This is a genomic window from Streptomyces sp. NPDC096311, from assembly GCF_044763085.1.
Lineage (GTDB): Bacteria > Actinomycetota > Actinomycetes > Streptomycetales > Streptomycetaceae > Streptomyces.
The window spans coordinates 94,859-120,021 of sequence record NZ_JBIWFN010000030.1; the positions used below are offsets into that span (position 1 = coordinate 94,859).

General features: G+C 66.8%; 39 protein-coding genes and 3 pseudogenes. 35 read left to right on the forward strand and 7 right to left on the reverse strand.

What is annotated here, in order from left to right; all coding sequences use genetic code 11:
• Nucleotides 1–187: 187 nt before the first annotated feature.
• From ACIRA5_RS47765 to ACIRA5_RS47850, 18 genes are all read left to right on the forward strand, one after another.
• Nucleotides 188–874: a hypothetical protein gene (locus ACIRA5_RS47765; RefSeq protein ID WP_403703186.1), complete on the forward strand. Its 687-nt coding sequence runs from the start codon at nt 188–190 to the stop codon at nt 872–874.
• A gap of 458 nt (nt 875–1,332) precedes the next feature.
• A complete protein-coding gene (locus ACIRA5_RS47770) occupies nt 1,333–1,548 on the forward strand; it encodes a hypothetical protein (RefSeq protein ID WP_403703189.1) in 216 nt (71 codons plus the stop codon).
• Between the two features lie 631 nt (nt 1,549–2,179).
• Nucleotides 2,180–2,941 (forward strand): hypothetical protein, encoded by a 762-nt coding sequence (locus ACIRA5_RS47775; protein ID WP_403703192.1) that lies wholly within the window; start codon nt 2,180–2,182, stop codon nt 2,939–2,941.
• Nucleotides 2,942–3,154: 213 nt separating this feature from the next.
• On the forward strand, nt 3,155–3,448 hold the full coding sequence (locus ACIRA5_RS47780; protein ID WP_403703194.1) for a hypothetical protein: 294 nt from the start codon (nt 3,155–3,157) through the stop codon (nt 3,446–3,448).
• Entirely contained in the window at nt 3,445–3,870 is a 426-nt protein-coding gene (locus ACIRA5_RS47785) for a hypothetical protein (protein ID WP_403703197.1), read from the forward strand. Before ACIRA5_RS47780 ends, ACIRA5_RS47785 begins: the two co-directional genes overlap by 4 nt.
• A 1-nt stretch (nt 3,871) precedes the next feature.
• On the forward strand, nt 3,872–4,342 hold the full coding sequence (locus ACIRA5_RS47790) for a hypothetical protein (RefSeq protein WP_403703200.1): 471 nt from the start codon (nt 3,872–3,874) through the stop codon (nt 4,340–4,342).
• A gap of 346 nt (nt 4,343–4,688) precedes the next feature.
• Nucleotides 4,689–5,273, forward strand: a complete 585-nt coding sequence (locus ACIRA5_RS47795) for a hypothetical protein (RefSeq protein ID WP_403703203.1) — start codon at nt 4,689–4,691, stop codon at nt 5,271–5,273.
• A complete protein-coding gene (locus ACIRA5_RS47800; protein ID WP_403703206.1) occupies nt 5,270–5,770 on the forward strand; it encodes a hypothetical protein in 501 nt (166 codons plus the stop codon). Before ACIRA5_RS47795 ends, ACIRA5_RS47800 begins: the two co-directional genes overlap by 4 nt.
• 4 nt (nt 5,771–5,774) lie before the next feature.
• Nucleotides 5,775–6,281, forward strand: a complete 507-nt coding sequence (locus ACIRA5_RS47805; protein WP_403703209.1) for a hypothetical protein — start codon at nt 5,775–5,777, stop codon at nt 6,279–6,281.
• A 47-nt stretch (nt 6,282–6,328) separates the two neighbouring features.
• Nucleotides 6,329–6,793 carry a hypothetical protein gene (locus ACIRA5_RS47810; protein ID WP_403703213.1) on the forward strand — a complete coding sequence of 155 codons (465 nt, stop codon included), beginning with the start codon at nt 6,329–6,331 and terminating at the stop codon, nt 6,791–6,793.
• A gap of 127 nt (nt 6,794–6,920) precedes the next feature.
• Nucleotides 6,921–7,697 (forward strand): hypothetical protein, encoded by a 777-nt coding sequence (locus ACIRA5_RS47815; RefSeq protein ID WP_403703216.1) that lies wholly within the window; start codon nt 6,921–6,923, stop codon nt 7,695–7,697.
• A complete protein-coding gene (locus ACIRA5_RS47820; RefSeq protein WP_403703219.1) occupies nt 7,678–8,151 on the forward strand; it encodes a hypothetical protein in 474 nt (157 codons plus the stop codon). Before ACIRA5_RS47815 ends, ACIRA5_RS47820 begins: the two co-directional genes overlap by 20 nt.
• On the forward strand, nt 8,151–8,393 hold the full coding sequence (locus ACIRA5_RS47825) for a hypothetical protein (RefSeq protein WP_403703222.1): 243 nt from the start codon (nt 8,151–8,153) through the stop codon (nt 8,391–8,393). The genes ACIRA5_RS47820 and ACIRA5_RS47825 overlap by 1 nt, the downstream gene beginning before the upstream one ends.
• A gap of 70 nt (nt 8,394–8,463) precedes the next feature.
• Nucleotides 8,464–8,916 carry a hypothetical protein gene (locus ACIRA5_RS47830; RefSeq protein ID WP_403703225.1) on the forward strand — a complete coding sequence of 151 codons (453 nt, stop codon included), beginning with the start codon at nt 8,464–8,466 and terminating at the stop codon, nt 8,914–8,916.
• Nucleotides 8,913–9,044, forward strand: a complete 132-nt coding sequence (locus tag ACIRA5_RS47835; RefSeq protein WP_403703228.1) for a hypothetical protein — start codon at nt 8,913–8,915, stop codon at nt 9,042–9,044. The genes ACIRA5_RS47830 and ACIRA5_RS47835 overlap by 4 nt, the downstream gene beginning before the upstream one ends.
• A 3-nt stretch (nt 9,045–9,047) precedes the next feature.
• Nucleotides 9,048–9,356, forward strand: coding sequence for a hypothetical protein (locus ACIRA5_RS47840; RefSeq protein ID WP_403703231.1), 309 nt, complete (start codon nt 9,048–9,050; stop codon nt 9,354–9,356).
• 117 nt (nt 9,357–9,473) lie between these two features.
• Complete coding sequence (locus tag ACIRA5_RS47845; RefSeq protein WP_403703234.1) at nt 9,474–9,614, forward strand: hypothetical protein; 141 nt, start codon at nt 9,474–9,476, stop codon at nt 9,612–9,614.
• A 75-nt stretch (nt 9,615–9,689) separates the two neighbouring features.
• A complete protein-coding gene (locus tag ACIRA5_RS47850) occupies nt 9,690–10,565 on the forward strand; it encodes a hypothetical protein (RefSeq protein ID WP_403703238.1) in 876 nt (291 codons plus the stop codon).
• Here ACIRA5_RS47850 and ACIRA5_RS47855 read toward each other — a convergent pair whose 3' ends face one another.
• Nucleotides 10,566–10,745 carry a hypothetical protein gene (locus ACIRA5_RS47855; protein ID WP_403703241.1) on the reverse strand — a complete coding sequence of 60 codons (180 nt, stop codon included), beginning with the start codon at nt 10,743–10,745 and terminating at the stop codon, nt 10,566–10,568.
• 15 nt (nt 10,746–10,760) lie between these two features.
• Between ACIRA5_RS47855 and ACIRA5_RS47860 the strand changes: the two genes are divergently transcribed.
• From ACIRA5_RS47860 to ACIRA5_RS47925, 14 genes are all read left to right on the forward strand, one after another.
• The gene (locus ACIRA5_RS47860; protein WP_403703244.1) at nt 10,761–10,919 is read left to right on the forward strand and encodes a hypothetical protein; all 159 of its coding nucleotides are present in this window, start codon (nt 10,761–10,763) and stop codon (nt 10,917–10,919) included.
• Nucleotides 10,920–10,943: 24 nt separating this feature from the next.
• Nucleotides 10,944–11,495: a hypothetical protein gene (locus ACIRA5_RS47865; protein ID WP_403703247.1), complete on the forward strand. Its 552-nt coding sequence runs from the start codon at nt 10,944–10,946 to the stop codon at nt 11,493–11,495.
• Between the two features lie 72 nt (nt 11,496–11,567).
• Nucleotides 11,568–11,729, forward strand: coding sequence for a hypothetical protein (locus tag ACIRA5_RS47870; protein WP_403703250.1), 162 nt, complete (start codon nt 11,568–11,570; stop codon nt 11,727–11,729).
• A 2-nt stretch (nt 11,730–11,731) separates the two neighbouring features.
• Nucleotides 11,732–12,292 carry a hypothetical protein gene (locus ACIRA5_RS47875; protein WP_403703253.1) on the forward strand — a complete coding sequence of 187 codons (561 nt, stop codon included), beginning with the start codon at nt 11,732–11,734 and terminating at the stop codon, nt 12,290–12,292.
• Nucleotides 12,289–12,453: a hypothetical protein gene (locus ACIRA5_RS47880; protein WP_403703256.1), complete on the forward strand. Its 165-nt coding sequence runs from the start codon at nt 12,289–12,291 to the stop codon at nt 12,451–12,453. The genes ACIRA5_RS47875 and ACIRA5_RS47880 overlap by 4 nt, the downstream gene beginning before the upstream one ends.
• 247 nt (nt 12,454–12,700) lie before the next feature.
• Nucleotides 12,701–13,171, forward strand: a complete 471-nt coding sequence (locus ACIRA5_RS47885; RefSeq protein WP_403703259.1) for an IS110 family transposase — start codon at nt 12,701–12,703, stop codon at nt 13,169–13,171.
• Between the two features lie 34 nt (nt 13,172–13,205).
• Complete coding sequence (locus ACIRA5_RS47890) at nt 13,206–14,132, forward strand: hypothetical protein (protein ID WP_403703262.1); 927 nt, start codon at nt 13,206–13,208, stop codon at nt 14,130–14,132.
• Nucleotides 14,133–14,328: 196 nt separating this feature from the next.
• Nucleotides 14,329–14,556 carry a hypothetical protein gene (locus tag ACIRA5_RS47895; protein ID WP_403703265.1) on the forward strand — a complete coding sequence of 76 codons (228 nt, stop codon included), beginning with the start codon at nt 14,329–14,331 and terminating at the stop codon, nt 14,554–14,556.
• A 207-nt stretch (nt 14,557–14,763) separates the two neighbouring features.
• Nucleotides 14,764–15,252 (forward strand): single-stranded DNA-binding protein, encoded by a 489-nt coding sequence (locus ACIRA5_RS47900; RefSeq protein WP_403703268.1) that lies wholly within the window; start codon nt 14,764–14,766, stop codon nt 15,250–15,252.
• A gap of 224 nt (nt 15,253–15,476) precedes the next feature.
• Complete coding sequence (locus tag ACIRA5_RS47905; protein ID WP_403703271.1) at nt 15,477–15,803, forward strand: hypothetical protein; 327 nt, start codon at nt 15,477–15,479, stop codon at nt 15,801–15,803.
• Nucleotides 15,804–16,108: 305 nt separating this feature from the next.
• Complete coding sequence (locus ACIRA5_RS47910) at nt 16,109–16,675, forward strand: SsgA family sporulation/cell division regulator (RefSeq protein ID WP_403703274.1); 567 nt, start codon at nt 16,109–16,111, stop codon at nt 16,673–16,675.
• Between the two features lie 607 nt (nt 16,676–17,282).
• On the forward strand, nt 17,283–17,558 hold the full coding sequence (locus ACIRA5_RS47915) for a hypothetical protein (RefSeq protein WP_403703277.1): 276 nt from the start codon (nt 17,283–17,285) through the stop codon (nt 17,556–17,558).
• Between the two features lie 52 nt (nt 17,559–17,610).
• Nucleotides 17,611–17,907 carry a hypothetical protein gene (locus ACIRA5_RS47920; protein WP_403703280.1) on the forward strand — a complete coding sequence of 99 codons (297 nt, stop codon included), beginning with the start codon at nt 17,611–17,613 and terminating at the stop codon, nt 17,905–17,907.
• 69 nt (nt 17,908–17,976) lie between these two features.
• Entirely contained in the window at nt 17,977–19,323 is a 1,347-nt protein-coding gene (locus tag ACIRA5_RS47925; RefSeq protein ID WP_403703283.1) for an IS701 family transposase, read from the forward strand.
• A 2-nt stretch (nt 19,324–19,325) separates the two neighbouring features.
• Here ACIRA5_RS47925 and ACIRA5_RS47930 read toward each other — a convergent pair.
• Both ACIRA5_RS47930 and ACIRA5_RS47935 read right to left on the reverse strand, forming a co-directional pair.
• A pseudogene (locus ACIRA5_RS47930) lies at nt 19,326–20,063 on the reverse strand (transposase); the annotation flags it as partial.
• 62 nt (nt 20,064–20,125) lie between these two features.
• Nucleotides 20,126–20,509, reverse strand: coding sequence for a hypothetical protein (locus ACIRA5_RS47935; RefSeq protein WP_403703286.1), 384 nt, complete (start codon nt 20,507–20,509; stop codon nt 20,126–20,128).
• A 72-nt stretch (nt 20,510–20,581) separates the two neighbouring features.
• Between ACIRA5_RS47935 and ACIRA5_RS47940 the strand changes: the two are divergent.
• From ACIRA5_RS47940 to ACIRA5_RS47950, 3 genes and pseudogenes are all read left to right on the forward strand, one after another.
• A pseudogene (locus ACIRA5_RS47940) lies at nt 20,582–20,770 on the forward strand (IS701 family transposase); the annotation flags it as partial.
• Nucleotides 20,771–20,929: 159 nt separating this feature from the next.
• Nucleotides 20,930–21,804, forward strand: a protein-coding gene (locus tag ACIRA5_RS47945) for an IS5 family transposase (RefSeq protein WP_403703289.1) whose coding sequence is annotated in 2 segments (ribosomal slippage) — nt 20,930–21,287 and nt 21,287–21,804 — 876 coding nt in all. Because the reading frame shifts where the segments join, the coding sequence is not laid out codon by codon here.
• Nucleotides 21,805–21,955: 151 nt separating this feature from the next.
• Nucleotides 21,956–22,912, forward strand: coding sequence for a redoxin family protein (locus ACIRA5_RS47950; RefSeq protein ID WP_403703292.1), 957 nt, complete (start codon nt 21,956–21,958; stop codon nt 22,910–22,912).
• 10 nt (nt 22,913–22,922) lie between these two features.
• Here the strand turns inward: ACIRA5_RS47950 and ACIRA5_RS47955 are convergent.
• The 4 genes and pseudogenes from ACIRA5_RS47955 to ACIRA5_RS47970 form a co-directional block, all read right to left on the reverse strand.
• A pseudogene (locus ACIRA5_RS47955) lies at nt 22,923–23,210 on the reverse strand (site-specific integrase); the annotation flags it as partial.
• Nucleotides 23,211–23,245: 35 nt separating this feature from the next.
• Nucleotides 23,246–23,788 carry a GNAT family N-acetyltransferase gene (locus ACIRA5_RS47960; RefSeq protein WP_403703295.1) on the reverse strand — a complete coding sequence of 181 codons (543 nt, stop codon included), beginning with the start codon at nt 23,786–23,788 and terminating at the stop codon, nt 23,246–23,248.
• 77 nt (nt 23,789–23,865) lie between these two features.
• Entirely contained in the window at nt 23,866–24,420 is a 555-nt protein-coding gene (locus ACIRA5_RS47965; RefSeq protein WP_403703298.1) for a transposase, read from the reverse strand.
• Nucleotides 24,417–25,016, reverse strand: a complete 600-nt coding sequence (locus ACIRA5_RS47970) for a helix-turn-helix domain-containing protein (protein WP_403703301.1) — start codon at nt 25,014–25,016, stop codon at nt 24,417–24,419. The genes ACIRA5_RS47965 and ACIRA5_RS47970 overlap by 4 nt, the downstream gene beginning before the upstream one ends.
• Nucleotides 25,017–25,163: the final 147 nt, after the last annotated feature.

Below are 25,163 nucleotides of genomic sequence, written 5' to 3' on the forward strand. Positions count from 1 at the left end.
CGGCGGGTTGCTGCCCTTGGCCCAGGTCCTGTCACCGTGTGCCGGAGCCCCCCAGGTTCGCCCCGGAGCCATCCAGCCCTCAAGAAGCCACCCCCTCCTGTCAAGCGAAGGGCACGCCGTGGATACCGACTCCATGTTCCCCGCAGACAGCCCGCAGCACGCTGCCCGCACCGCATGGAATGCAGCTGTGGCCGATGCCGCCCGGTCTGCAGCCGCCTACCTGAGAGCCGCCTGCCCCCACTTGGGAGGGGCCACCGGCGTCGACGGGCAACTCCGGTATGACCGCCTGGAGTTCAACCTGCCCGGATACGGCAGCGGTCATCTCCTGATCGGTGACTCGTTTGAGGTCACGGTCCGTGTCGCCGGTCTCGTCCGCCACGCATGGGCCGAGCTCCACGACGCGCTCTTTCCCTGCGGCGGCCATTTCACCACTCCTGAGGGTGTGGCCCTCGACCTCATCCGTGCCGAACCCGGCGAGTACTTCGGGCCGTGCGATGAAAACGGCGTCGAGGACACACTGAGCGTCGCGAAGGGCGGGGGCCGGACAGCCGAACTCACCCTCTACAGGATCGGCATGGACCAGGCCGCGTATGCCCTCACCGCGACGACGCTCGGCATCGAGCGCACCCGCGGGTCGGTGTGCACCCGCTGCCACCTGTTCTACTGGCGCCACCTCAGTGGTGATCCCGAGGCGTGCGGGTCGTTCACGCTGGCCTGCGGTCTGTGTCAGGAAGCAGGCACGGAAGCGACCTGCGCGCTGCTGAGCGGCTTCGACTGTGACGGCCCCACCTCCGACGGCGACCATCCCGAGGCCATTGATGAGTCGTACCAGTTCCTGCCCCTCAACGCCGAGTCGTGGAGCGACCTGACCTGACTCCCACCCGCGCGGCCGCTGGCCGGAAGACGGGCAGGGGGCGTGCCCAGACACTGCGCCGTCCCCCAGGCTCTTGCCCGGCCACCCCACCCGGCTGCCGGGCTTTGTGGGGCTTGGCCCCGCCCGGGGCAGTGTCGGCTGCTTCTCACCTCTTCCCGTACCGATCTGGAGATCTGCCATGTCCCGTACCGCCGTGAACCCTCTTCTGCTCGGCGTCGCCGCGCAGCTGCCCGAGCTGGAGTGGTGCCTCTTCTGCTCCTACGACGAGACCAGCGAGCCGGGCCTGCCCCGCGACATCGTCAAACGCACCGTCGAACCCGCCCTTCCGCCCGAGGACTGGGACCCGCGCTGGGGCCAGGGCCCGCTGTACGAGGTCACCTACCTCTCCTGCGGCCACACCCTCGCCGAGCTCTGTGAGTCGGCGGCTCCACGCTCCACTCGCCGAAAGGACCGTCCCCATGTCCCCCCTGACGCCATTACAGAGCCTGGCGCTCCTCTTCATCGTGCTGGCCATCGTCGCCTGCATCCTCTTGATCGCCCGTGAGATCAGCACCCAGACCCGGACGCCGGCACCGGCCGCGCAGCGCCCGGAGACCGACGGGTCCACACCCATGGTGCACATCGCGGTCCACCGGCCGGACGAGCCCTACGACCACGAGAAGCACGGTCTCTGAAGTCCAGCACTCCATTCATCTGACCGCCCTCAACTCTCACGCCTGGGGCCGCCCTTGAAGGAGAGAGCCGCCATGATCCTGGCCCGTGCCCGCCTCGACAACCGCTACTTCCACCGTATGGCTGCTGCCGTTCGGGCTCGCTGGAACTCCTGGTGCCCTGGAAGGCGAGCTTGCCGAGCGCCTCGCCGAGGGTCTTGTCAGTGACCTTGGCGCTGCCCGTGGTCGGACTTGGCGCAGGCGACGGCTGTGGCCCCTGGGCTGTTCCGCCGTTGCCGGAACACCCGACGAGCACAACGCCCGCGACCGCAGCCGGCGCCGCAGCAGAGAGCCCAGCCTTCCTCGTCCTCCAGGTCTTCATCGCTTCTCATCTCGCCTCTCCTGTCAACGACCAGTCCGATTGGATCGACTAACCTCCGAGGGCATTTTATTCGAATGCCCATTGAATGACGGTCGGCGATGAGCCAGAATGCCACGAGACAGAGGGCACACAGGGCGTGCCGAGCGGGGCTCGGGCGCGCAAGGCGCCTGCGGGTCTGTTTGGCGCTGGGGGATCAACGGAGTTGATCCGGACGACTCTGTGGCATGTCATGCGCATGTCGGCTACGGGTGGCCCCTGTCGGGGCGGCTGTTCGTGGGCTTCTCCATCTCCTCCTACGAACTGTTCACCATGACTGCTCTTGCCTCGCGCCCTGCCGCTTCCGCCGATGCTGCTGTGCCCGATCTGGTGGCGTGGCGGTTTGGCCGAGACCGCCACGAAGGTGCTGCCGCCCATCATCGAAAAGGAAGGGATCCGCACCGCATGACCAATTTCCGACGGAATCGGATCACCACAGTCGAGGGTCGGCAAGGGGCCATGGCGCGCGGCCAGTCGCCGACCCGTCACGAGTCGCACCTGGCGCTGGTGAATCTGATCAAGCCGTACGTCTACGGAGCGAGCGCCCCGAAGACCCGGCCGTCGGCGCCCCAGGACGAGCAGGCCGACCGGCTGTCGCCCGAGCTGGCCGGTATCGCGCGCACCGCGATGCAGGTACGACAACTCCAGTCGAGTGACGGCCTGTTGACCAGGGCCGAGCTACTGCCGGGACTGTGGGTGCAGCAGCAGGTGACCGGGGTGAGCGGCGCGTTTCTGTTCACCCGAACCGGGCTGCTGGCCGAGAACCGGACCGTGCCGGATGGGCTGGTGCTGTGGCAGTGGAAGGACTGGTGCCGCGTCGCTGATTCCGCGTACGTACTGGGGCCCAGTCACGCCCGAGACGCGTCGATGCCGCTGTTCGAGACACGCCCCGTCGACCTGGAATCCGTGGCGGCTGACATTCGAGACCTGCTTCAGCAGTACGCAAGGCAGGGCGTGTTCAACCAGACCACTCGGCGGCGGCGGGAGTTGGGCGCGTAGATGGCTTCCGGTCGGACTCGGTGCGAGGGAGGTATCGAGTCCGGCCGTGGCTGTGCGCGCCGTGCACGGTCGGGCTGAGGATCGGCCGGCCGCCGAGTCGGCGGGCATGCAGCAGCAACTCCGCCAATCAGGAGACCGCCATCCTCGCCGTGACGTTCCGTTGTCCATCCTGCATTTCGAAGCCCGTCCGTCGAATGGGCTAGGAGGTTCCCCGTGGTTATCGACGCAGTTCTCGACAGGGTCAGTGTTTGGCGCGACCGGCGAAAGAGGCGGCAGGAGCAGCTCCAGGCGACCGAGGACTTCGTCTTCACGTGGTCCGGCACGGTCGACCCGGACAGCTACGAGTGCGGCGCCGAACTCGGCTGCGGTGAGACGAACAGGCTGGCCGCCCTCTTCCGGGTCTTCGACTTCTGGAACACGGCGAACCAGCTCCAGAAGGAGCACGAGCGCGGACCCAACTGCAACAACGCCGAGCAGCACCCGGAGATCATCGAGGAGAACGAGTGAGGGACAAGAGCGAGGAGACCCAGGGCGAGGACGCGAACGCCACGGACCCGACGACGTACAAGCTGTCCGGCCGTGCGCACCTGGTGCTGGAGTGTGCGGACCGGGGATGGCTGACTCACTTGAACGGACTGACCAACTGGTCCGTAAATCCGGGGCGCGGCAACGGACTTCGGTTCGTGGTCACAGCGGACACCGGACAGAAGCTGGTCCATGAGGGGCTGCTGGATCTGACCTCGGGTGGGCAGTGCCGGGTCACGACGTTCGGCCGTGACGTCCTGGCACCGCGGCGCCGCGCCGGGTGGGAGCTGGACGCCGGAGTCGGACACAAGCCCCGTCTCCATCAGCCGGCCGAGACGTCCGAGGAACCGCCGGCCGACAAGGGGCCGGCCGTGCTGCGCGATCTGCTGCGCCTGGAGGGCTGACATGACGTTGACCGTCGTGGTCATGGAACCGTGCTGCGAGAAGTCCGAGCCGGACTACGACCCCGGCCCGTGTCCGGTCTGGCATCGGTTCCCCAGCTCATGGCCGCCGCGCTGTCTGCACGCCAAGAAGCGCGTGCTCACCATCACCGAGCACCAGACGCGTGAGAGCGCCGACCGGGAGTACGTCAAGACGCTCGGCTGGGACTCGCTGCCGGGCTACCTGTACGAGGACGTGATGCCGCCCGAGGGCCAGCGCTTCCGGATCATGGGCGTCGGTGGCAATTCCATCAACGGGCATTTCCACACCTTGGCGAGCGCCATGGTATTCCCGACGGCGCAGTTCGCCATGGAGTACGCGGAGAAGAAACGCTTCGTCCTGTACAACATCGTCGGCGACCAGGACCAGCGCGTGCGCCTTTCGTCGTACAGCGTGCCGATCGGCACGGAGCTGTTCGAAGGTGAACCCGCCTGAAATCGGCGAGCCCCTGTGGTTCTTCATGCTTCAGCGATGCGAGGGTCCGGATTCATGGGTCGACACCGTGACGCGCTACGTGGAGCTGAAACCGCGTCGCAATTCAGCTGAGCCAGACCCAGTTGCAGACTGGGCGGTCCGCCATATGAGCGGACGTAAAGGCGGCCCATTCCGCGTGAAGATCCGCGAGTACCTCGGACGTGACTTTCAGCAGACGTTTGTGGTGCACGTTGACGGCCCCCGCACATCAATCAGCGACTGAGCTCACGGAAGTCCAGGACGCAGCAGCAACGCCCGCGCCCCGGGCTTTCGACTGTCAACCACAACTCCATTCCAGGGAATTCATATGCACCACTACAAGAGGCCCGCGAAACACTACGTGGAGCCAGGTGACACCGTCGTCGTGAAGGTCGGAGCGTCCGAGTGCATGATGCACTTGGGCCTGGTGGGCAGGCTCCTTCCGGTCCGCATCCTGGACAACGGCTACGGCCAGCTCCTGCACCTGGACGACGGCCGCCCCGACGGGATGCCCGACCCGCTGAGCTGGATCAGCAGCTTCTGCAAGGACAACCAGGGCTGGTACGGCACCGAGGTCTACGAGATCGGTGTGGGCCGCACCGTGACCCACACAACCGGCCGCTTCTACGTCTACGTCGAGGGCAAGCAGCTCTACGGCGTCCAGTCCCTGCGCTTCGAGGAGATGCGCGACGCGGCCCACGAGATGCACACGCGGGACATCCCGAGCGCCGAAGTCCGCTTCGTGGAGAACAGCCGCGCTCTGCCTACCTGGTGGTTCCGCTCCGTCGTCGTGCCGCTCGATACCGAGATCCGCGACCACGTCACCCGCACCTACCGCGACACGTGGATCGACATTCCGACTCACTCCAACCTCTTCGCTGGCCGCTACCACTCACAGGGAGTCTCAGCGTGAGCAGCGCGAACGCCGGGCCGAACGTCCACCACTTCGACGACACGACCGAGGCATACAACGCCACGCAGTGTCGCGATGACATCCGCGCCGGCGACGTGCTCGTGATCGAGACCGAGAAGGTCATCGGTATCGCGTGGACGTGGCCGTTCGCGCTGACCGAGAGCTTCGGCGAGCTGCACCTCACGACCGCCAACCCCCGCACCTACCAGGACGGGATCTTCGCGGCCGGTGTCGACCGGGCCGAGCAGCTCGCCCGGGAGATGGGCTGGCGAATCGTCCCGGCGCTGGACGTGTCCATGGCCCGCGCGTTCCTCACCAGCTACCCGAAGTGCGGAGAGCCGATCGGCTTCAAGGTGCTGTCCCGCAAGACCGAGACCGGCCGTGAGCGCACCGGCTGGCTGGTCGCTGGCACCACCGGGTTCATCGAGCTGGACACGTACGGACACGTCCGCTTCGCCAACGAATGGTCACCCCTCACCGTCGAGCAGAAGGACTGATCACATGCTGATGGAACGCAACGGCACGGACCAGCGGAAACCCATCGGAGTCCTGATCGACGGCCGCGGCGCGAAGTGGTCGGTGTACGACGTCCGCCGGGACGAGGCCGGACAGGTCACGGGGGCGTACCTCGAATTCAGTGAACGCGCCGATGGCGGGGGCCTGTCCATGAAGGACTACGGCCTCCAGACGCCGCACTGGGTAAAGCAGATCTCCTCGGGCGCAACACTGAGGTTGTTCTACCGCATCGAGTACCGGATGTACCGGCACGAGCACCCGGACTTCTTCGAGTGCATCGACTGCCCGTACGACGTGATCGACAGCGAACCTTCGGCTGGCCAGTCGGCCCGTGAATGGCTGGTCGGCAATGGCTGGCCGGTCGGCTCCTACGAGATCAAGTCCGCCGACGACTACGACGGCGGGGGCGTCAACCTGTGGCGCTTCGAAATCCCCACCGAAGAAGCGCATGAGTCCACCCGCGAGCGCAGTAAGCGACTCGTCTGGTACTGAAGCGCGCCCGATCGCCATCAAAATCACCAGCTGCAAGGGCCAAAGTCATGCCGACCGCTCCCAACCAGCCCGATGCCAACTCCGCCCACCTGGTGCTGACCGGCATGCTCGAAGCCTGCCGCCACACCGTGAACAAGGGCGGGACGTTGGACCAGTTCATGCAGATGGTCTTCGTGAATTTCGGCGCGATCGACCAGGCGGCCCGTGAGGGCGGCCGACTCCCGAATGCCTGGCACGCCAAGCCCGGCATGCAGATCGATCACCCGCACATGACGGCTCTCGCGATCGCCGGTGACCGGGTGATCTCCGAAGAGAATCGCAACATCCTCAAGGGCAAGGCCGATTCCCTGCGGTCGGCGATCGAGGCGTGGAAGCAGCTCAAGCGGGAGGGAGACAACCCGCGCGGAATCCACGAGGAGCTGGAGCGCGTGGCCGACGAGGCGTCCAACCTCGCCAAGCGCATTCAGATCGTCGGCGTGGCGGACGGCCTTTTCGAGGGCTGGGAGATCTGAAAGCCCGCCCGGTCGATGAGCAGCGGATGCCGTCCTCCCCTGTGCGGCATTCAGCTGGTTCGATTCCCGCCCCGGGCACTTACACACATTCGTCTCAGCAGCAGAAAGGGAAACCATGAGTGTAAGCATGCGTGAAATGCGCGAGTCGGCTCGTGAATACCTCGAAGGGAAGCGTCGCGACCCGGAGCGGTACAACATCGACGGCATCGTTCGGGACGCCTGGGTCAACGGTAACGGGTCGGACGAGGTGTGGAAGGCGGCCGTCGAGAAGCACCACATCCGGTTCATGGTCGGTGACTGGGCGCGCATCACGGTGGAGGTCGAGGACGGTTTCACCGAGCACCACTACGGTCCGATCGAGAACTTCCGCAGGCCCGACGGGAATTTCTACCGTCGTAACGTGGCCAGGCCGTACGCCGCTTTTCTCCACCCGGAGTACACCCGCAGTCACGTCGTGCCGCTGTCCGAACTGGTCGCGGAGATCGAGGACTTCGAAATCGTCACCGAGTGGTCCCAGGTCCACGAGGGCGGGCCGCAGCACAACTACGGGGTCTACCAGTGCATCGGCCGTCACGGCTCCTACCCGCCGCCCGCCACGGTGATGGCGGTCCACAAGGTGTCCGGGCGCAGGAAGCGGTTCTGCGACGACTGCAACACCTCCGAGCAGCGTGCCGGGCTCGCCCACGAAGCGCTGATGTACCAGCGCAACGCCAAGCAGGCGATCTTGGAGCTGCGTGCGGACCCGACGCTGATCACGGGACCGGCCAGCACCGACACCTGGGACAAGTCGCCCGCCGAGCAGTACAGGGAGTGGGCCGACGTCTTTCCCTGGCTCGTCCCCAGGCCCGCGGCCGAGCTGTACGCGCAGTGGAAGGAGGCGCGGAGTGCGGCAGCCGCTGCCTGAAATCCGGGTCCGGATTCAGCACCCCGACGAACCCGACGCGTACACGTGGTGGGACTTCGACACCGAGGACGCAGCAGCAATTCGTGAGTGCCGCAGATTCCCGTACACCGTCGAGATTTTCGACGAGGCCGGCCAGCTCCTGGGCGACCTCTCGAACCTGGTCGCCGGCCCTGAGATCGAGGGCACCTACGCCAGTCCGTGGGATATCCCGGATGCAGCGGTGGCCTACTACGCGGCCGACTGCTGGACGTACGCGTGCGACATCGTGCCCGGCACTCTGTTCCGGCTCGTCGGTGCGATCTACCGCGTGATCGGTGCCGAGCACATCGACCAGGGCTACAGCGGCATCGGTTACGCGACCGGCTTCCTGATCTGTCAGTGGACCGGCGGGGAGGCCCCGGTCCGAATCAACATGCGGGCCGCCAGAGACCGCGTGCTGGAGCTGACGCGCTGATGCCGATCACGATCGACCCCGACGACTTCCCGTGGGATCGGGGCGTCGTCTCCGCGTCCCCGCATTCGGAGGATGCAAAGGGCGCCATCACTGGGCGTGGCTTCAGCGACCGCATCGTCCTCATCACCTGGGACGTCCCGCCGGGCGTCAATCCCGGTCTGGCGTCCTGGACTTGGCACGGCGTCGGCGACCTGGAATGGCTCGACGAAACGACATCGACATCAGAAGGCGAGGGCGAATGAGCAGCGCCACCGTGGGCACCGAGGGCTGGACCCTCATGCACCGCGTAACCAGCCGATGAACGACGGAGAAGTGAGTCTGGCCCGAACGGTGGAAGTGATCTGGTACTACCGGGACCCGCGCGGCGGCCCGGGGCAGGAGGAGACCGCGGAACGTAAGACAGACGTGGTCCTGCTGGAGAAGTACGCCGACGATCACAACATGTCACTGGACGTGTTCGGCGAGGTCCGCCGCTCCCTGGCCGTGAAGTACTTCGGAGAGAGCCTCAAGGGCAACAGCATCTTCGTCGACAGCATCACGAGCGTCTACAACTGCGAGTCGACCGAGGCGTGCGAGTACGCCGAGTTCGACGGCCGCAAGTTCAGCCTTAGCGACGGCTCGCGTATCGGCAGCATGACGATCCGCGAGAATGTGCCGAACCCGCGCGAGGGCCACCCGAACTCCAGGCTCGGAGTGGAGAACGTCAAGAAGCAGTGGGCCGAGCTGACGCTGGCCACGATCATCGAGCAGGAGGGGCACCGGTGAGCGACGTGCAGGAGCACCTGGCGAAGATGCTGCGGATCGTCGGCTTCTCCAAGGAATACGTGCTCAGGGAGGACGAGGTCTTCGTCCAGGGGAACGGGCGCGTCTTCATCTCCAAGAGGAACCCTTGACCAATGAAGATCGCCGTTGTCAGCTCGACCGCGCTGCTCACCACGTCGTGGAGCAGCCTCCACCACATGCTGCTTCCCGCACCGAGCGACTTGGCCCAGGATCTCGTGCGGTCCTACCGCCTGATCGGACGACTACAGCAGGCGCACCAGCCAGAAGGCAGCGCAGAAGAGTGGCAGTCCGCAATGAGGATCATCACGGGCGCAGCCGCGACGCGGGCCAGGACCAGCTCCAGCCACATCGAGAGGATCCGGCAGCTCGCTGCCGACAAGACGTACCTGATCGACAACGGGCTCTGTCACGAAGAGCAGTAGACCCAAGGACATCAGAACAACTCAGCGGCTCACCATTCCGGTGGACCGCCTTTTGCTTTCCTAGGAGAGAACTCATGCCCACGAAGCTCGAACCGAACATGACCCTGACCTACCTCGGTGAGTCCGGCAGCCGCGTTCCTCGACGCCGTCCGACGCACGCTGATGGCCAGATCGAACGGCTGGCCCGACATCGCCAGCCGCGGGCGTGTGCCGGCCGAGGTCCGCGAAGCCTTCGATAAGACGAACAAGGACATGTAGCACAGACACAGCGAGAGAGCCCTGCCGGTGGTCCGGTGGGGCTCTCTCTCGTTTTCTTGAGAGGAGAGAGCAGAGGTGGAACAGCGCACCGACAAGAAGACGCTGGAACTGGCCAGAGAGATGGTCAAGGCCATGGCGTCGCACATCCAGGGAGGTGTGAGCAGGTACCCGTCTCTGAAGGAGTTGGTGGCGTACCTGACGGCCGGCACCAAGGAGGTGCCGAAGGGTCTGATCCCGGTCCGTCCCAACGACCGCCGCGAGATGTCGGCGATGGGGCGTGACGCCGCGATCCACGAGCTGTGGAGGGGCGGCAAGACGGTTCTCGCGATGGATGAGTACCTGCTGGCCACCCTGTCGGAGTCGCCGGCTGAGCTGCCGACGGCTGTGGTGAGGGGTCTGAAGTACAGAAACCCACTCATCGTCCTCAACACCCCGGACTTCTCCGACGAGGACACGCAGTACTACCGGGACGCGATCGGCATCCCCCTCGTCGCCTACACCTTCGGGCGGTGGGACGACGGGGAACGCCTGTGCTCCTCGAACGACGACCGGTTCGAGGACCTGGGCGTGATGTTCGTGGGGTACATCTCGACCCCCGAAGGGCTGGTGCTCCAGACACTGCGGTGCACAGTGCCGCTCGGAGCGGAGTCCACGACGGTCACCGACGCCGTCGCCCGCACAGTGAGTGGCTTCCACTTCAACGAGGACCTGGGCGAGCGGGACATCCCCCGGCTGGCGACCTGGCTGCGCAGGTACCTCACGCAAGTGCTGCACACCGTGTCGTACGCCGGCAGCAACCCGGAGGACGCAGAGGTTTACCGCCCGCCGGTCAAGGCGGCCGGCAAAGGCAAGAAGACCCGGCGCCCGCGGCAGGAGGACGTGACCGAGTTCGTCAAGCTCGGCGGCCAACTCAGCCGTGAGCTTCGGGTTCTGAGGGAGTCCGAGCGCTAGTCAGCCTGAACAAAGCCGGAAACGCAGCTGTGGCGCCCGCGGATCGACGTCATCACCTACATCGACTCCGACGGTAATCCCGACACCACCACCTTCGTCAACGGCGCCCAGATCGACGCGCTGCTGCCGCACAACATCCACCACCACACCATCGACGGCGGTCGTTCCGGCGAAGACCACGCCTGGGCCTGCTCGATGTACAAGCACTCCACCGACCCGCGCTTCCCCGAGCAGGTCCGCGCCGCGTTCACCGAGGCCCTGGAGGTCTCCAGCCACCGCTGCAAGGACGAGTGCGAATCCTGCGAGAACTGCGGCGATGAGCCGTGCCCGCTGATCAGCGACTCCAACGCCTGACCTAGAGACAAGGACACCTCCGCAATGAACACGACCATGCCGCGCGAATGGCACGAGATCGACCCGGACCGGATGATCGTCATGTTCCGCCGCCCCGGGCAGCCCGACATGCTCGGTCAGCTCTCCTACGACGTGATCCGCCGCGACGGCTCGAAGGTGATCTGGCTGCCCGAGGCCGACGGCACCGTGGCCGGCAAACCGACGCCCACCACGTTTACCCGTGAGCAGATCGAGACCGGCGCCGTCGAGATCTACGGCCCGACCCTGACGCCCGGGGAGCACTTCCCCGATGCGGTGACCGGACCGGCGGACGGTCGGTTGCACGACCATGCGACCCGCGGCGTGTGGTGCGAGGAGCGCGGCTGGGTCGTGCTGCCGAAGGAGCCCACCGACCCGCGCGAACAGCTGGCCCTGGCCGAGATCCAGCTCGACGCGGCCGTCTTCTCCTGGGAGGACGCCCGCCTGTCCTGGGACGAGGACGACGAGGACTTCCTGGAGGCCGAGACCAACGCGCACAACGAGATCGCGCTCGCAGCCTGCGCGCTGTACGCGGCGAAGCGACGCCTGCGCAGCTGACCGGACAGCTTCCGTCCGCCCCTTCGGGGGCGTGGTGGTGGCCGCCCGGCCAACCACCCCAGGAGGAACCCCGTGTCCGAAAACCCCGACAACAACTCCCACTACCTGGTCCGTACCAAACGCGACACGGACCTCATCAGCGCCGGGTTCTTCGGCCGCCCCACCTCCGTCGGCAAGAACAACGACAGCGCCGAGATCGAGACCGCCTACAGCCTGAGCGCGAAGGAGAGCTGACAGTGCAGGAGCCGAAGTTCGACCCGCCTTACGGTGGCGCCATCAACCACGTCACGGACCCCGCCGAGCACCACGGCTACCTGCACATGGTCGCCTGGGCTGTAGAGATCGGTTCTCACGCCGAGTACATCAAGGACCGCTGCGCGAAGGCGAAGGCCGCAGGCGCACCGCTGGACACCCTGTACGAGCGTTCGGGTCCCTGCGGGGTCGGTACCGGAGAGTGGGTGCGGTTCAGCGACATCGACACCACCAGCCACGACGCGGCCCGCGGGTTCGCACGCATCGAGCAGTGCGTGCGGGAGCTGGTGCGCTACCAGCACGCCGTTGCTCAGTACCGAAAGTGGCGCAGGACGGCGCCGCCGCTCAAGACGTTCACGGTCACGATCACGGCTCCGATCACCACGACGGTCCGTGCGCTGGACGAGAAGGACGCGCGCCGGACGGCGATGGCCGGCTGGGCGCCGAGCCCGGACGGAACCGCAACGGCCCGCCTGACCGGACCGCCTGGATCGTGGGTCGCGAAGTTCAACGGCACCCCGAGCGTCAAGGAGGTCCAGCGATGAACCCGATCGAGCTGCACACGCTGATCCACAAGGAACTGAACGCACAGGCCAGCACCCAGTGCAGAGACATCCTGACCGCCGAACCGATCCCGCCGGTGCCCGGCGAGCCGGTGCACCTGCTGGTGCAGGTGCCGGACCCGATGGGCGCGATCCGCGCCTGACCGAGAACATCCGCCTGCTTCCGTCGCCCCCGGCCGATGTGGACGGGGGACTCCGGCGCCTACGGTGCCGGGCTCGCCCGGTGCTGGCTGCCGCCGGTGTCGCCGTCGGGGACATGGTCCGTCCGGACAGCAAAATGCGGCAGATGGGGGGGCAAGTCCGACCCGATCGACCCCTACGCCGCCGCGACGGCCGTGCTGTCCGGCTGACCGCCGGCACGCCGAAGAGCCGGGACACCGTGGCGAGGCGGTGAGGGCGCTGTGGACCGCCCGCCGCCACCAGGCCCTGGACACCGAGATCGGCCCGCTGGTCAAGCAGGCGTCCTCCACGCTGCTGGAGCTGTTCGGCGTCAGCCCCGAGGCCGCCGGCCAGCTGCTGACCTTGGCCGGTGACAACCCCGAACACATGCGGTCCGAGAAGGCGTTCGCGCACCTCGCCGGTGTCGCTCCGATCCCGGCCTCCTCCGGCCGTACCCACCGCCACCGCCTCAACCGCGGCGGCGCCCGGGCCGCGAACAACGCGCTGCACACCATCGGGCTGGTCCGGATGCGCTTCGACGAACGCACCCGCGCCTACGTCGAACGCCGCACCAAGGAAGGGCTGTCCAAGAAGGACATCATGCGCTGCAGCAAGCGACTCGTCGCCCGCGAGGTCCACCACGCCCTGACCAGCACACCGGCCACGCATATCACTCAAAACGACCTCGCTCCAGCTGCTTGACAGCTCAAGGAGCATCCTGAGAACGGAAAATCCGATGAGCACCAAGCTGTATGACGGGCTGCGACTGACCGCGCACGCGCCCGGCCTCTTCGAACTCACCCGCGTGATCTCCAAACGCATGCGTGAGGTCTTCCGCGAGCTGGCTGTGCCCGTCATCGCCAGGAACGTCGCCCGCGTCGTCGATGACACCGAGGTGCGCGAACGCGACATGGGCGGCCCCCTGCACAACTACACCGTCTACCGGGCCCGGAAGCTCTGGCTCGACGAGCAGGCCGGGCTCGATAACCGCATGACGTTCCACGACCCGCTGCGTTTCAGCATCGTCTTCGGCCAGGTCGACGACGACTACGGCACACACCGGCTGGCGTACCCCTTCGCCGGGAACCGCGCGTACACCGACGCGCTCCTGGCCCTCGAAGTCGATGGCCACCCGATCTTCGTCGACTACCACTACCAGAACCAGGCTGACCGGCCGGCGAAGGTCTCGGACGACGAGTGGAAGCGCCGGCGCGACGACTGGAACCATCTGCTCGACGCTGAAGACCCTGAGACCGACGGCACCTTCGGGCACCTGCCCGGCTGGCAGCTCCCGGACAGCATAGAGGGTGTCTTCGACACGGTGCTGCTCGGATACAAGGACACCGTCATCGATCTGAACGCGCACCGCACCATCGAGCGCCGCGTGCGCCAGGCACTCAACCGGGCGGTGACCCTCGACCTGAACCTCGATCCGGTCGACGGCATGAACAGAGTGCTGACCCGTAACCGGTGCATCGAGCGTGCGATCTCGCAGTACCTCGACACCGCCGAGGGCAAGGCCATGCCGCGGCCTGCGCCACTGCCGGGTGTTCGGGAACTCGACGTCACGATCAGCGAGTTGCCGCCGGTCTACGAGCCTCCGGCCGAAGCCGTTGCCCAGATCTGCGAGCTGTATCACGAGCAGGCACTGGCTGGTGACTGATCTGGATCGACGCAGTGATCCGGAAGTAGATCTGCAGAGGCATCTGCATCCCCTCGCCCACGGGCGCGATCAGCTGATGCCTCCGCTTTCGCATAGCCGGCCTCATGGGCTCCAGCACAGCAGTGGGATTCGAACCCACGAAGCGATCGCGCCCGTGGGCGTCCATCATCCACATCACGAGAAGAGCGAGACCACCATGGCTGACTCCACGATCACCGTGACGCACGACGTCACCGTCGACTTCGGCTGCATCGAGCTGACCGGCGTGCTCGTACACGACGACGAGCTCCGCGTGCTGGAGCTCGAAAACGCCGAGGACCGCACGAGCGGACCAACTCGAGGCCGAGTTGCGGGACATCCGGGCATCACGCCGGAGGTCTGGTCGGGGGAGTGGCCGGTAACCCAGCGAAGAACACGAGTCTGATCGGCAAAGCCGATTCGGGACTCGGAATGACAAGCATTCGATCAGCACAGCTGATTCGGAAGAAGCACTGAAAGAGAACATCATCTGATCAGCGAAGCTGATCCGGATGGTGGCGTGACAGACAACTGAACATCTCAACAACCCACCCACTGCGCGCGGACGATGACATCGATCCGGGCGCTGCGCTGTATTCCAGGAGAATTCATCATGTCGAACCCGAACAGCACCGCTTCCGTCATCGGCCGCCTGGCGAACGACCCGAAGGTCTTCGAGAACAAGGACGGCTCGAAGAAGGTCATGCTCACCGTCTTCGTTGACCGCAGCTACACCGACGCCCAGGGCAACCGCATCTCCGACGCCCTTCCGTTCGAGGCCTTCGTCCGCGCCCAGACCCCGGGCATCGGCCCCTTCGCGCATGTGCACAAGGGCGACCTGGTTTCCCTCAGCTACGAGCCCCGCATGAACCGCTACACCAAGAACGGGGTGGAGGTCTTCGAGGTCAAGCTCGAGATCCAGAACATCTCCTTCCTGGAGTCCCGCGCGACCACCCAGGCCCGCCTGGCCGAGCGCGTTACCAAGGCCGAGGTCCAGAACCAGAACCTGCAGGCCCAGGCTCCCGCCCCGGTCGCGACTGTCGCTCCCGTCGCCGTCGCGCACGCCAGCGCCGTACAGGACGAGCAGCTGCCGTTCGGCTGAGCCCTGCTAGCGGGAACCGGCCGGGGCCGTTCTCGACCAACGCCGGTTCAGCCGCGCATCGCTCCGCACGATCCCCTCTCGTGTGCTGTGAGGGACTGGCACCCACGCAGTCGCCCGGCCCCACGGAGTCGACATCCCTGGGGCCTTCCACCGACACAACCCGAGGGGAAACCCACGTGACCTCGGTGAGTAGCCCACCTGCCGTACTCGAAAGGCGAGCTGACATGGACGACACGACCCGGGCCGCGATGCAGTCGTACTGTCGGCTGACCGAGGCCCTGCGGGCCGCGATTGAGAACCCGCACCGCTCCGAGGTCGAGGAAGCGCTGACCTCCGCCGCGTACGAGGCCAACCGGCTCATGGGCGCCGCGGGGCTCCTGGGCCGCCCGCAGCACGAGATCACCGCGCTCGTCCGCGAGATCAACCAGGACAAGTACCCGCGCGAGCCCGCTGCGGAGCCGTGGAGAGCGTTCGCGGCGAGAATCGAGAATCGCGAGGACCGAGAGGCCGCCGACTCGACCGACGAGGCTTTCCGCAACCCTCACCTGTAAGAGCAGCCCTCGCAAGAAGACGAAGCGTCCCGGCAGCCACCTTCCGGGGCACGCCCCGCGGTTCGCCGCGGCTTCGTTCCGGCGCCGCATCCGTGCCCCTCGCAGCTCTCTCCCTCACGCAGGCCCACCCAGCCGCACTCCCCGGCCGGGTGGGCCTGCGCGTACCGGCCCGGCCCGGTACCCAGACCCCCGCCCGCCCGCTTCCCCGGCTGGCTTGGCGCGGCAGAGCACCGCGCCGGGGGCTCTGAGCGCCTCTGCGGCAACGCACCGGCCCGCCTGGGGCAACATTTCAAGTGGAGCACCGAATGGAAACGCAGTTTTACGTGCACCTCGACTTCCCGGCAGCCGCGTGTGTCCTGGCCCGCGTGTCCTACTCGCCGGACACCCCCCACTGCGTCGAGGTCACCTTCGACCTGGGCGGTGACCATGCGCCAGTGATGTGGACCCTAGGGCGGGAGCTGCTGAGGGACGGACTGAGCGGGCCCGCGGGAATGAGCGATGTGCAGATCGAGCCCACCGATCTGCCTTCGCACACCTTGCGCCTTCGCCTGGATTCCCCACACGGGACCTCCGAGTTGAGCCTGCCTGGTCAGGCGCTCGGCGACTTTCTCCGACGGACCGCGAAGGCCGTCCCCCTACGGCCGGGAGGCGGAAACGCCCGGGTTCCTCACGAACCTGGACCGCGCGCTGGCCAGCATGCTCGCCGAGCCCTGCTGACCGGGTCACCCTCAGCTCCCGCGCCCGCCACCCCCCTGCCCCGGGTGCGGGATCGCCATCGTCTGCGAGGAGGGCGCGGACACCGTGAGATCCTGCGGCGGCGCGTGCGAAGGCAGCACGGTCGGCCTCCCCATCGGTTCCTGCGAGTGCCGTGATGCGCGAGAAATGAACCCCGGCCTTCCGAGATCAGAGCAGCTGATCCGGGCGATCTACGACACACCACCACGACTTCTGCACGGAGCGGTTCGGACCCGTAGTGCGTCGACTGATCCTCGGCGTACGCCAGTTGGCACACCGTGCAGACCGACCGCGGAACAGGTTCGATTCCTGAGCACCGCAGATGATCCCTGCGGTGCGCCCCTGGAGATCTCCGCGGCTCCGGCTTCCCCAGCACCCCGGTGCGCGCCTGCCTTCGGGCAGACGCTGCGCCGGGGTGCTGTGTTTTTTCTTCTTCGTGGCTCGCCTTGCTTGTCCCGTGAAGGCAGTGAGCACAAGGGATCAGCGGAGCTGATCCGGATCTGGCGTTGAAGAACATCCTCGTCACGTCAGGAGCCGAGCCATGAACTGCCCGAACTGCGCCATCGACATGGCGTCGAACGCCCACGGCGTCCGCGCCAGCAAGAAGGCCAAGAAGGTCACACACACGTGCTCCGAGTGCGGCTACAGCGAGACTCGCTGACCAGCGGCTTTTTCGCCCTGCCTTTCCTCTTCCCCTCCACTGCGGTCGCGAAGGAAACCACGCCGATGAACACGCTCCAGACCATGCCTGGCTTGCCCATCATCCTCATCGTCTTCGCCGTCGCCCTCGCGACGATGGGACTCGCCTTCCTCCTACCGGACCTGATCGGACGGAAGCCGAAGGCCAAGAACCACGGCAGCAAGACGATTTTCGCGAGCCTCCCCGGCCCTGATCCATCCGCCCTCGTATGGAGGTGCCCGGTGGCCGATTGCTCCGAAGAGGCCGACGGTGACATGGACTCCCCCTTCAACGCCGACTGTTGCCCGGTCCACCCCGGCAACGCTTTCGTCCTGGCTTAGGCGGCAAAGTGGGCGACCTGGTCAAAGGACTACTTGAGCCCATCGCGAAGCGGTGGAGCAGCGTGTCCGGCCCGCCGTCGGCAGCTACGTCCTCCTCGCCGAGCCCAGCGGCTACCTCGAATACGAGTTCGGCGCGGTCCCCGACAGCATCGGCATCATCGTCCGGCATTCCCGGAGCGGCGTTGACGACACAGGGGTGTTCGTCCACTGGCTGACGAAGCCGGACGACCTCGTGCACCAGGACCTCGCCGCCCTGGAGGCCGCACGCATCTACGGCGTGCGCTGCGAGCTCGACGAGCTCGCCTTCTTCGAACCCATACCGGCGGCCCACCCCCAGCACAAGAACTGACTAGTAGTGCTTGGTCAGGTCGGCTGTGGTGGTGCGTGTCCTCCGGGCCCGGTGTGGCGTTGAGGGTGTGTGACTCCGGACGAGATTGCTGTGGTGCGTGGTGAGTTGGAGGAGTTCGCGGCGGAGGTGTTCGAGCCGTTCGCGCGCAATGACCAGCGCCGCTGGGGGCAGGTCTACCTGCGGGGGCTGCTGACCGACGGGCAGCGTAAGTCGGTCGAGCCGATGGCCGCCCGGCTCGGTGAGGACGGCAATCGTCAGGCACTGGCCAACTTCATCACCACCAGCCCCTGGGACCCGGCACACATCCGGGCGAAACTGGCCTGGCGGATGGAGGAGGCGATCGGGCCGGACGCCCTGGTCTTCGACGACACCGGGTTTTTGAAGGACGGGACCGCCTCGGCGTGTGTGTCGCGGCAGTACACCGGCACCGCGGGCAAGGTCACCAACTGCCAGGTCGGCGTCTCACTCCACCTCGCGTCCGGGACCGCCTCGGCGGCGGTCAACTGGCGGCTGTTTCTGCCCCGGACATGGGATCCCGCCTCACCGAAGGCCGATGCGGACAAGATCGCCCGCCGCACCGCCTGCGGCATCCCGGACGATGTCGGGCATGTGGAGAAGTGGCAGCTGGCCCTGGACATGCTCGACGAGACCCGCTCCTGGGGCATCGAAGTGCCGCTGGCCATCGCGGACGCCGGATACGGCGACGCCGCCGCGTTCCGGCACGGACTGCAGGAGCGCGGCCTGAACTACGTGGTGGGGATCTCCACCACACTGTCGGCCCAGAGCGCCGACGCGGTGCCGGTGGCCGAACCGTACTCGGGCAACGGACGCCCGCCGGTGGCGAAGTATCCCGACAAGCCGCGCTCGGTGAAGGAGCTGGTCATCGCCGCGGGCCGGAAGGCAGCCCGGCCGGTGCAGTGGCGGGAGGGCTCCCGGCCTGGCACCGGCCGCTCCGGCCGCAAGCGGATGTACTCCCGCTTCGTGGCCCTGCGTATCCGGCCCGCGGGACGCGAGGTCCGCCAGGCCACTGACGGCCCGGAGCTGCCGGAGTGCTGGCTGCTGGCCGAGTGGCCCGCTGGTGAGCCCGAGCCGGTGCAGTTCTGGCTGTCCGACCTGCCCTCCGGCATGCCCCTGGCCACGCTGGTCCGGCTCGCCCGGAAGATTTCAAGTCCAGTGAGACATTTGTGGTGCTATGAGATCTGTGGTGCTGGTTCCCTGCGTTTGGCGGGGTCGTTGATCCATGCTTTCTGCGGTATCTCGGGTGGTGTGGGGCGGCGGCCGAAGCGTTCGGGGTGGCGGGCGTATGCCGTGGCGAGGGTGACGGCGCGCTGGTCGCGGACCTCCTCGGCGGTGCCGAAGTGGACGCTGGCAGGCGTGTGCCAGCCGATACCCGAGTGCCGGTGCTCATGGTTGTAGTACGACGTGAACGCGTCGAACCATTCGCGGGCGTGCGCCAGGGAATCGAACCGTTCCGGGTAGTCGGACATGTACTTGGTGGTCTTGAACTGGGCCTCGCTGTAGGGGTTGTCGTTGGAGACTTTGGGCCGGGAATGGCTGCGGGTGACACCGAGGTCGATCAGCAGCTGGGAGACCTTTTTCGACGTCATGGAGGTGCCCCGGTCGGCGTGGACAGTCTCGGGCACGATGCCGTTGCGTTCGATGGTGTCCCGGATCAACTCCTCGGCACGCTCGGCTGATTCGGCGCGCTCCACGGTGTGTCCGACGATGTAGCGGCTGAAGATGTCGATGACGACGTAGGCGTGGTACCAGTTGCCCTTGGCCGGTCCGGCCAGCTTGGTGATGTCCCAGGTGAAGACCTGCGAGGGGGCGGTGGCGACCAGTTCGGGCACGGCCTTGGCCGGGTGGGTGGCCTGGCGGCGCCGCTCTCCGGACTGGCCTTTGTCGCGCAGGATCCGGTACATCGTGGAAACCGAGCAGTGATAGCGGCCCGCGTCCAGCTCGCGGGCCCAGATCTGGGCGGGTGGCAGCTCCGCGTACTCGGCGCTGTTCATCAACTCCAGTACCGCTGCACGCTCTTCATCGCTCAGAGCCGACGGTTGTGCCTGGGCGTGGGAGCGGGGTGTGCGGGCCGCCGGGGGTTTCAGCCTGCGGTAGTGGGTGGCCCTGGACCGGCCGGTCAGCCGGCACGCGGCCATAATGCCCAGCTGGTCCTCGACGCCGGTGAACGCGGTGTCCACCACCGGTTCGACGGCGTGCTTCAGTCCATGCTCTCGGAGATCATTTCCAAGAGCGCGGACGCTTTTCCCATCACCTCGAGTGCGGCCTTGTTCCGGGCCAGGTCCTTTTGCAGCCGCTCCACCTGCTGCCGCAGCTTCTCGTTCTCTACCTCCGCGGCGGACTTCTTGGCACGGGCCGGGCTGGTCCGGCGATCGACCAGGTTCTCCAGGGCCCCGGCATCCCGGGCGGCCCTCCACTCCTTGACATGCGAGTGGTAAAGCCGTTCCCGGCGCAGGACCGCACCCTTCTCGTTCCTGGGCGCGGCGTCGTACTCGGCGACGATCCGCAGTTTGTACTCCGAGGTGAAGGTGCGGCGCTTCGGCCTGGGTGCCGGGTCGGACCCGACGGACTCGGTGCTTGGCATAGGGGGCGATTCTCCTGTCGGGCCCTCTCAGGCTAACCCCGCAGAACGGGACGTCTCACCCAAGGCTGACAGAGAGGGGCCAAGCTCCGCTGGCGCATCGAGCACGACTACCGGGAGATGAAACAGGCCCTGGGACTTGCCCACTTCGAGGGCCGGACCTGGGGCGGCTGGCACCACCACGTCACCCTCGTCTCTGTTGCGCATGCCTTCTGCACCCTGCAACGACTGACCCGGGCCCCAAAAGACACGGCGCCGGCCTGAGCCTCTACCAGGTCGTCCGCGAGCTACAGACACTCCTCGCCCTCTGGACCGGCGCCTGCCCCACCTGCCACCGCAACATACCCACACCGATACGGACCTGACCAAGCCCTACTAGGGCGTGTATCGAAAGTGGATCTTGAGGTGGGATGATCTTGCTTCGTGGCACGTGGAGATCTGACGGATGCGCAGTGGGCCCGCCTGGAACCGTTGCTGCCCCGGCGCAAGAAGCCGGGGCGCCCGCCGATATGGACCAGGCGACAGCTGATCGACGGCATACGGTTTCGCACCCGCACCGGTGTCCCGTGGCGGGACGTGCCGGAGCGGTACGGGCCCTGGGCCAGGTCGTACGACCTGTTCCGCCGCTGGCAGCGGGACGGCACCTGGCAGCGAACCTTCGCCCAACTGCAGGCCCAGGCCGACGCCAAGGAGCTCATCACCTGGGACCTCAACATCGACTCCACCATCTGCCGGGCCCACCAGCACGCCGCCGGAGCGCGGAAAAGGGGGACCTGCAGAAAGAGCCGCCCGGCGGCATCGGTGCCGAGCCGGAAGACCACGGGCTCGGCCGCTCGCGCGGCGGCCTGACTACCAAGCTGCACCTGGCCGTTGAGCAGGGCCAGCGACCCATGTCCATCGTGATCACGGCCGGACAGCGAGGCGACTCCCCGCAATTCGAGCCCGTCCTGAAGAAGGTCCGCGTCGCCCGCCAGGGTTCGGGCCGTCCGCGGACCCGGCCCGACCGGGTCCGCGCCGACAAGGCGTACGCGTCCCGCAAGAACCGCGCCTACCTGCGCCGACGCGGCATTCGCTGCACCATCCCGGACAAGACCGACCAGGCCCGCAACCGCAAGAAGCTCGGCTCTCGTGGCGGCCGGCCGCCCAGGTTCGACGCCGAGGACTACAAGGCTCGGCACGCAGTCGAGTGCGGAATCAATCGTCTGAAAAGGAACCGCGCGGTGGCCACGAGATACGACAAGTTGGCCGTGCGCTACGAGGCCACCGTGCTGGTCGCAGCCATCAACGAGTGGCTTTGACCAGCGCCCTAGAGAGCCGTCCCGGCCGTCGTCTTCTTGCCCGCGGTGCTCGCGCTCGTCGACAGACTCAGGGCTCGGCCAGTGGAACATCCTCGCCCTGACTTGACCTTACCCTCAAGGGCAAGGTTTAGCGTTCGTCGAGGTGAGAAGCATGCAGATCAGTGAGCTGGCCCGCCGGGCGGGTGTGACGACCAAGGCGGTGCGCTACTACGAATCGCTGGGCTTGCTCACGCCCGGGCGGCTGGCCAACGGCTACCGGGACTACAACGAGCACGACGTACGACTCACGCAGGAGATCCGGGCGCTCGGCAGTCTCGGGATTCCCGTTGAGCGCACCCGCCCGTTCCTGGAGTGCCTCACGGCCGGCCATCGACACGCCGACGACTGTCCGGCCTCGCTAGCCGGTTACCGCGACGCGATCGACGAGCTCACGCATCGGATCGAGGGACTCACCGCCCGTCGGGCGGTACTGGTCGCGCACCTTCAACAGGCCGCCCACCGCGACAGCCGCGTCTCACCGGCCAACGAAGGAGAGGACCTGATGACTGATTACACGAGCGTGCCCGCCGACCTGCCCGTCCCCGAGGACGACGGCGCGGCTACTCATCTGCCCGGCACGAAGATGCCGCACCTGGAACTCCAGGGCACCGGCGGCACGCCCGTCCGCCTCGACGCGCTCGGCGCGGGCCGCACGGTGATCTACATCTACCCGCTCACCGGACGGCCGGGCGTCGACCTGCCCGACGGCTGGGACTCGATTCCTGGGGCGCGCGGCTGCACCCCCGAGGCATGCGGCTTCCGCGATCACTACCAGGATCTTCTGGCCGCCGACGCGGACGGTGTGTTCGGCCTCTCCAGCCAGGAGCCCGACTACCAGCGTGAGGTCGTCGAGCGGCTCCACCTGCCGTTCCAGATGCTCTCCGACCCTGCACGAAACCTGGCACAGGAACTCAGCCTTCCCACGTTCGAGACCAGCGGGCTGACCCTCTACAAACGGCTGACTCTGATCATCCGCGACGGCGTGGTCGAGCAGGTCTTCTATCCGATCTTCCCCCCGAACGAGCACGCCGACCAGGTCCTGACCTGGCTGAGAGACCACCCCCTGTAGAAGTCGGCGTTCAGCGCCTGCGGTCGCCGGGCGCGAGCAGGCCGGTGACCTCGGCGGCCGCCTCCGGGGACGGCTTGAAGTACTGGCGCACGGTCTCCGGCTTCTTGTGCCGGGACTTGGCCATCGGCATGAGCAGGGAGGCTCCCCGTTCACCGAGGTGAGTCAGGGCACGGTACTCGTGCAGCCCATCCCCGGCCGCGGCGGTGTGCTCGCCCAGCAGTGCGCCGTCCTGCCCGGACGACAGCCGGGCCAGGCCGCTATCTGGGCGTAGGTCGCGCGGGCTGGCAACCTTGCCCGGGGTTTGCTACGAGGCCGCCGTCTTCGTTGCCGCCATCAACGAGTGTTTGTGACGTACTGGTCCGACGACAACTCGAACACCCGCACTCGCCGACCGCCGGTGGGATTGACGGTCTCACGGACCGGATGCATCCCCAGTTTGGTCATGATCCGCTCGGAGGCGTCGTTGCCCACTTGAGCGATGCTGACGATCCGCTCCAGCCCGCGGTCTTCGAACCCGAACCGCACAGCAGCCCTCGCGGCCTCGGTGGCGAAGCCCTGCCCCCAGTGGGAACGTCCCAGCCGCCAGCCGACCTCAACCGCCGGCAATACCTCCGGCAAAAAGTCGGGCACCGAAAGGCCAGTGAACCCGGCCAGCTCGCCAGTAGAACGGATCTCCACGGCAAACAGGCCGAAGCCCTGTGACTCCCACTCGCTCTCCCATGCCTCGATCCCGCCGCGAGTCTGCTGTTCGTCACGGACGCTGCCGTCACGGATCCACCGCATGACCTCGAGGTCGGCATTGACGGCAGCCATGGGCGCAACGTCTTCCTCGCGCCAGCGACGCAGGGTCAAACGGGGAGTCTCAAGCGTGATCATCCAATCATTCTGGATCACAAAAGGGCTCCCTCCATCCTCACCGGGCACTTTCGATACACGCCCTAGTGCTGGATTCCTCAAACGAGGTACATATATCGGCGTCGTAGTCGTCGGGTTGGCGGTCCCGGTCTGCCCCAGATCCATGGGCTCGCACGGGAGTTGAGCTGACTGGTCGCGAGGGCGGTGGCGTATGCGATGTCGTCGGGGTTGGCGAACGAGCGGCCGGCGAGGGCGGCCTTGCGGAAGATGCGCCACCAGCCTTCCTGCAGGTTGAGCCAGCACGCGCCGACGGGGATGAAAGCGTGGTGGATACGGGGATGGTCCTCGAGCCAGGTCCGGGTGGACAGGCTGTTGTGGCTGGACAGGTTGTCGGTGACGATCCAGATCTCGCCGTTCGGGTTGGCGTCTTCGACCTGTTGCAGGAACTGCTGGTAGAAGACGCTGTTGCGGGAGGACGCGGTCATGGTGAGGGCTTGGCCGTCGGTGGGTCGCAGGCCGCCGTAGACCCAGGTTTTCTCCGGTCCGCGGCTGTAGTCGAGCTCCGCTTTGATCCGGTGCCCGTCGGGTGACCAGGCGGGTGCGGGCGGGAAGGTGCGGGGGATCACCGGCCCCAGCTCGTCGGCGCAGATCACCGTCGCGTCGTCGGGCGGGTGGGTGTAGAGACCGATGATCCTTGTCCTTTTGGGACGAAGTCCGGGTCCTTCGACCGCATCCAGGAGCGGGTACGACGCCAGCGCACACCCTCCGCGAGAAGGATGCGGCGAACCTGCGAGCGGCCCACCTCGATCCCCTCGCCCCGCGCTGCCGCGGCCAGGGAATCCAGCGTCCACTCGGACGGCCCAGACTCGTCGAAAGCCCACAGTTCCCCCACGGGCTCCCACCGCAGTCGCCCCGGCGGCACGGTCTTGACCAGGGAAATGATTCGGGACCGTTCCTCCTCGGTGATCCGCCGCTTGCGGCCCTGCCCGCCCAGATCATCCATTCCCTGCAGGCCCAGACGGTTGAATCGGTGCAGCCAACAGCGGACCGTCTTCTGACTGCAGCCCAGCTCCACCGCGATCGCCGGCACCCTCAGCCCCGACCAGCTCAGCTCGATCATCCGAGCCCGCACCACCACATCCCGCGGAGCCTTCCGCGCCCGCGACAGCCTACGGACGACAGCCCGCTCGTCCTCGTCACGCTCCGGTCGTGCCCATAAAACCAACGCCCAGCACCCGCCCCGGTGCACCCACAACTACCCCGCCACCAGGACATATACCCAGTCAAAGAGGAATCCAGCACTAGTACTGCAACGGTGCTTGCCGTGACTGTTGGCTGGCCGGGTCGTTGGTCTGGTTATGGGTGGGGACCTTGCTGATGTCAGATTGTGGGCTGA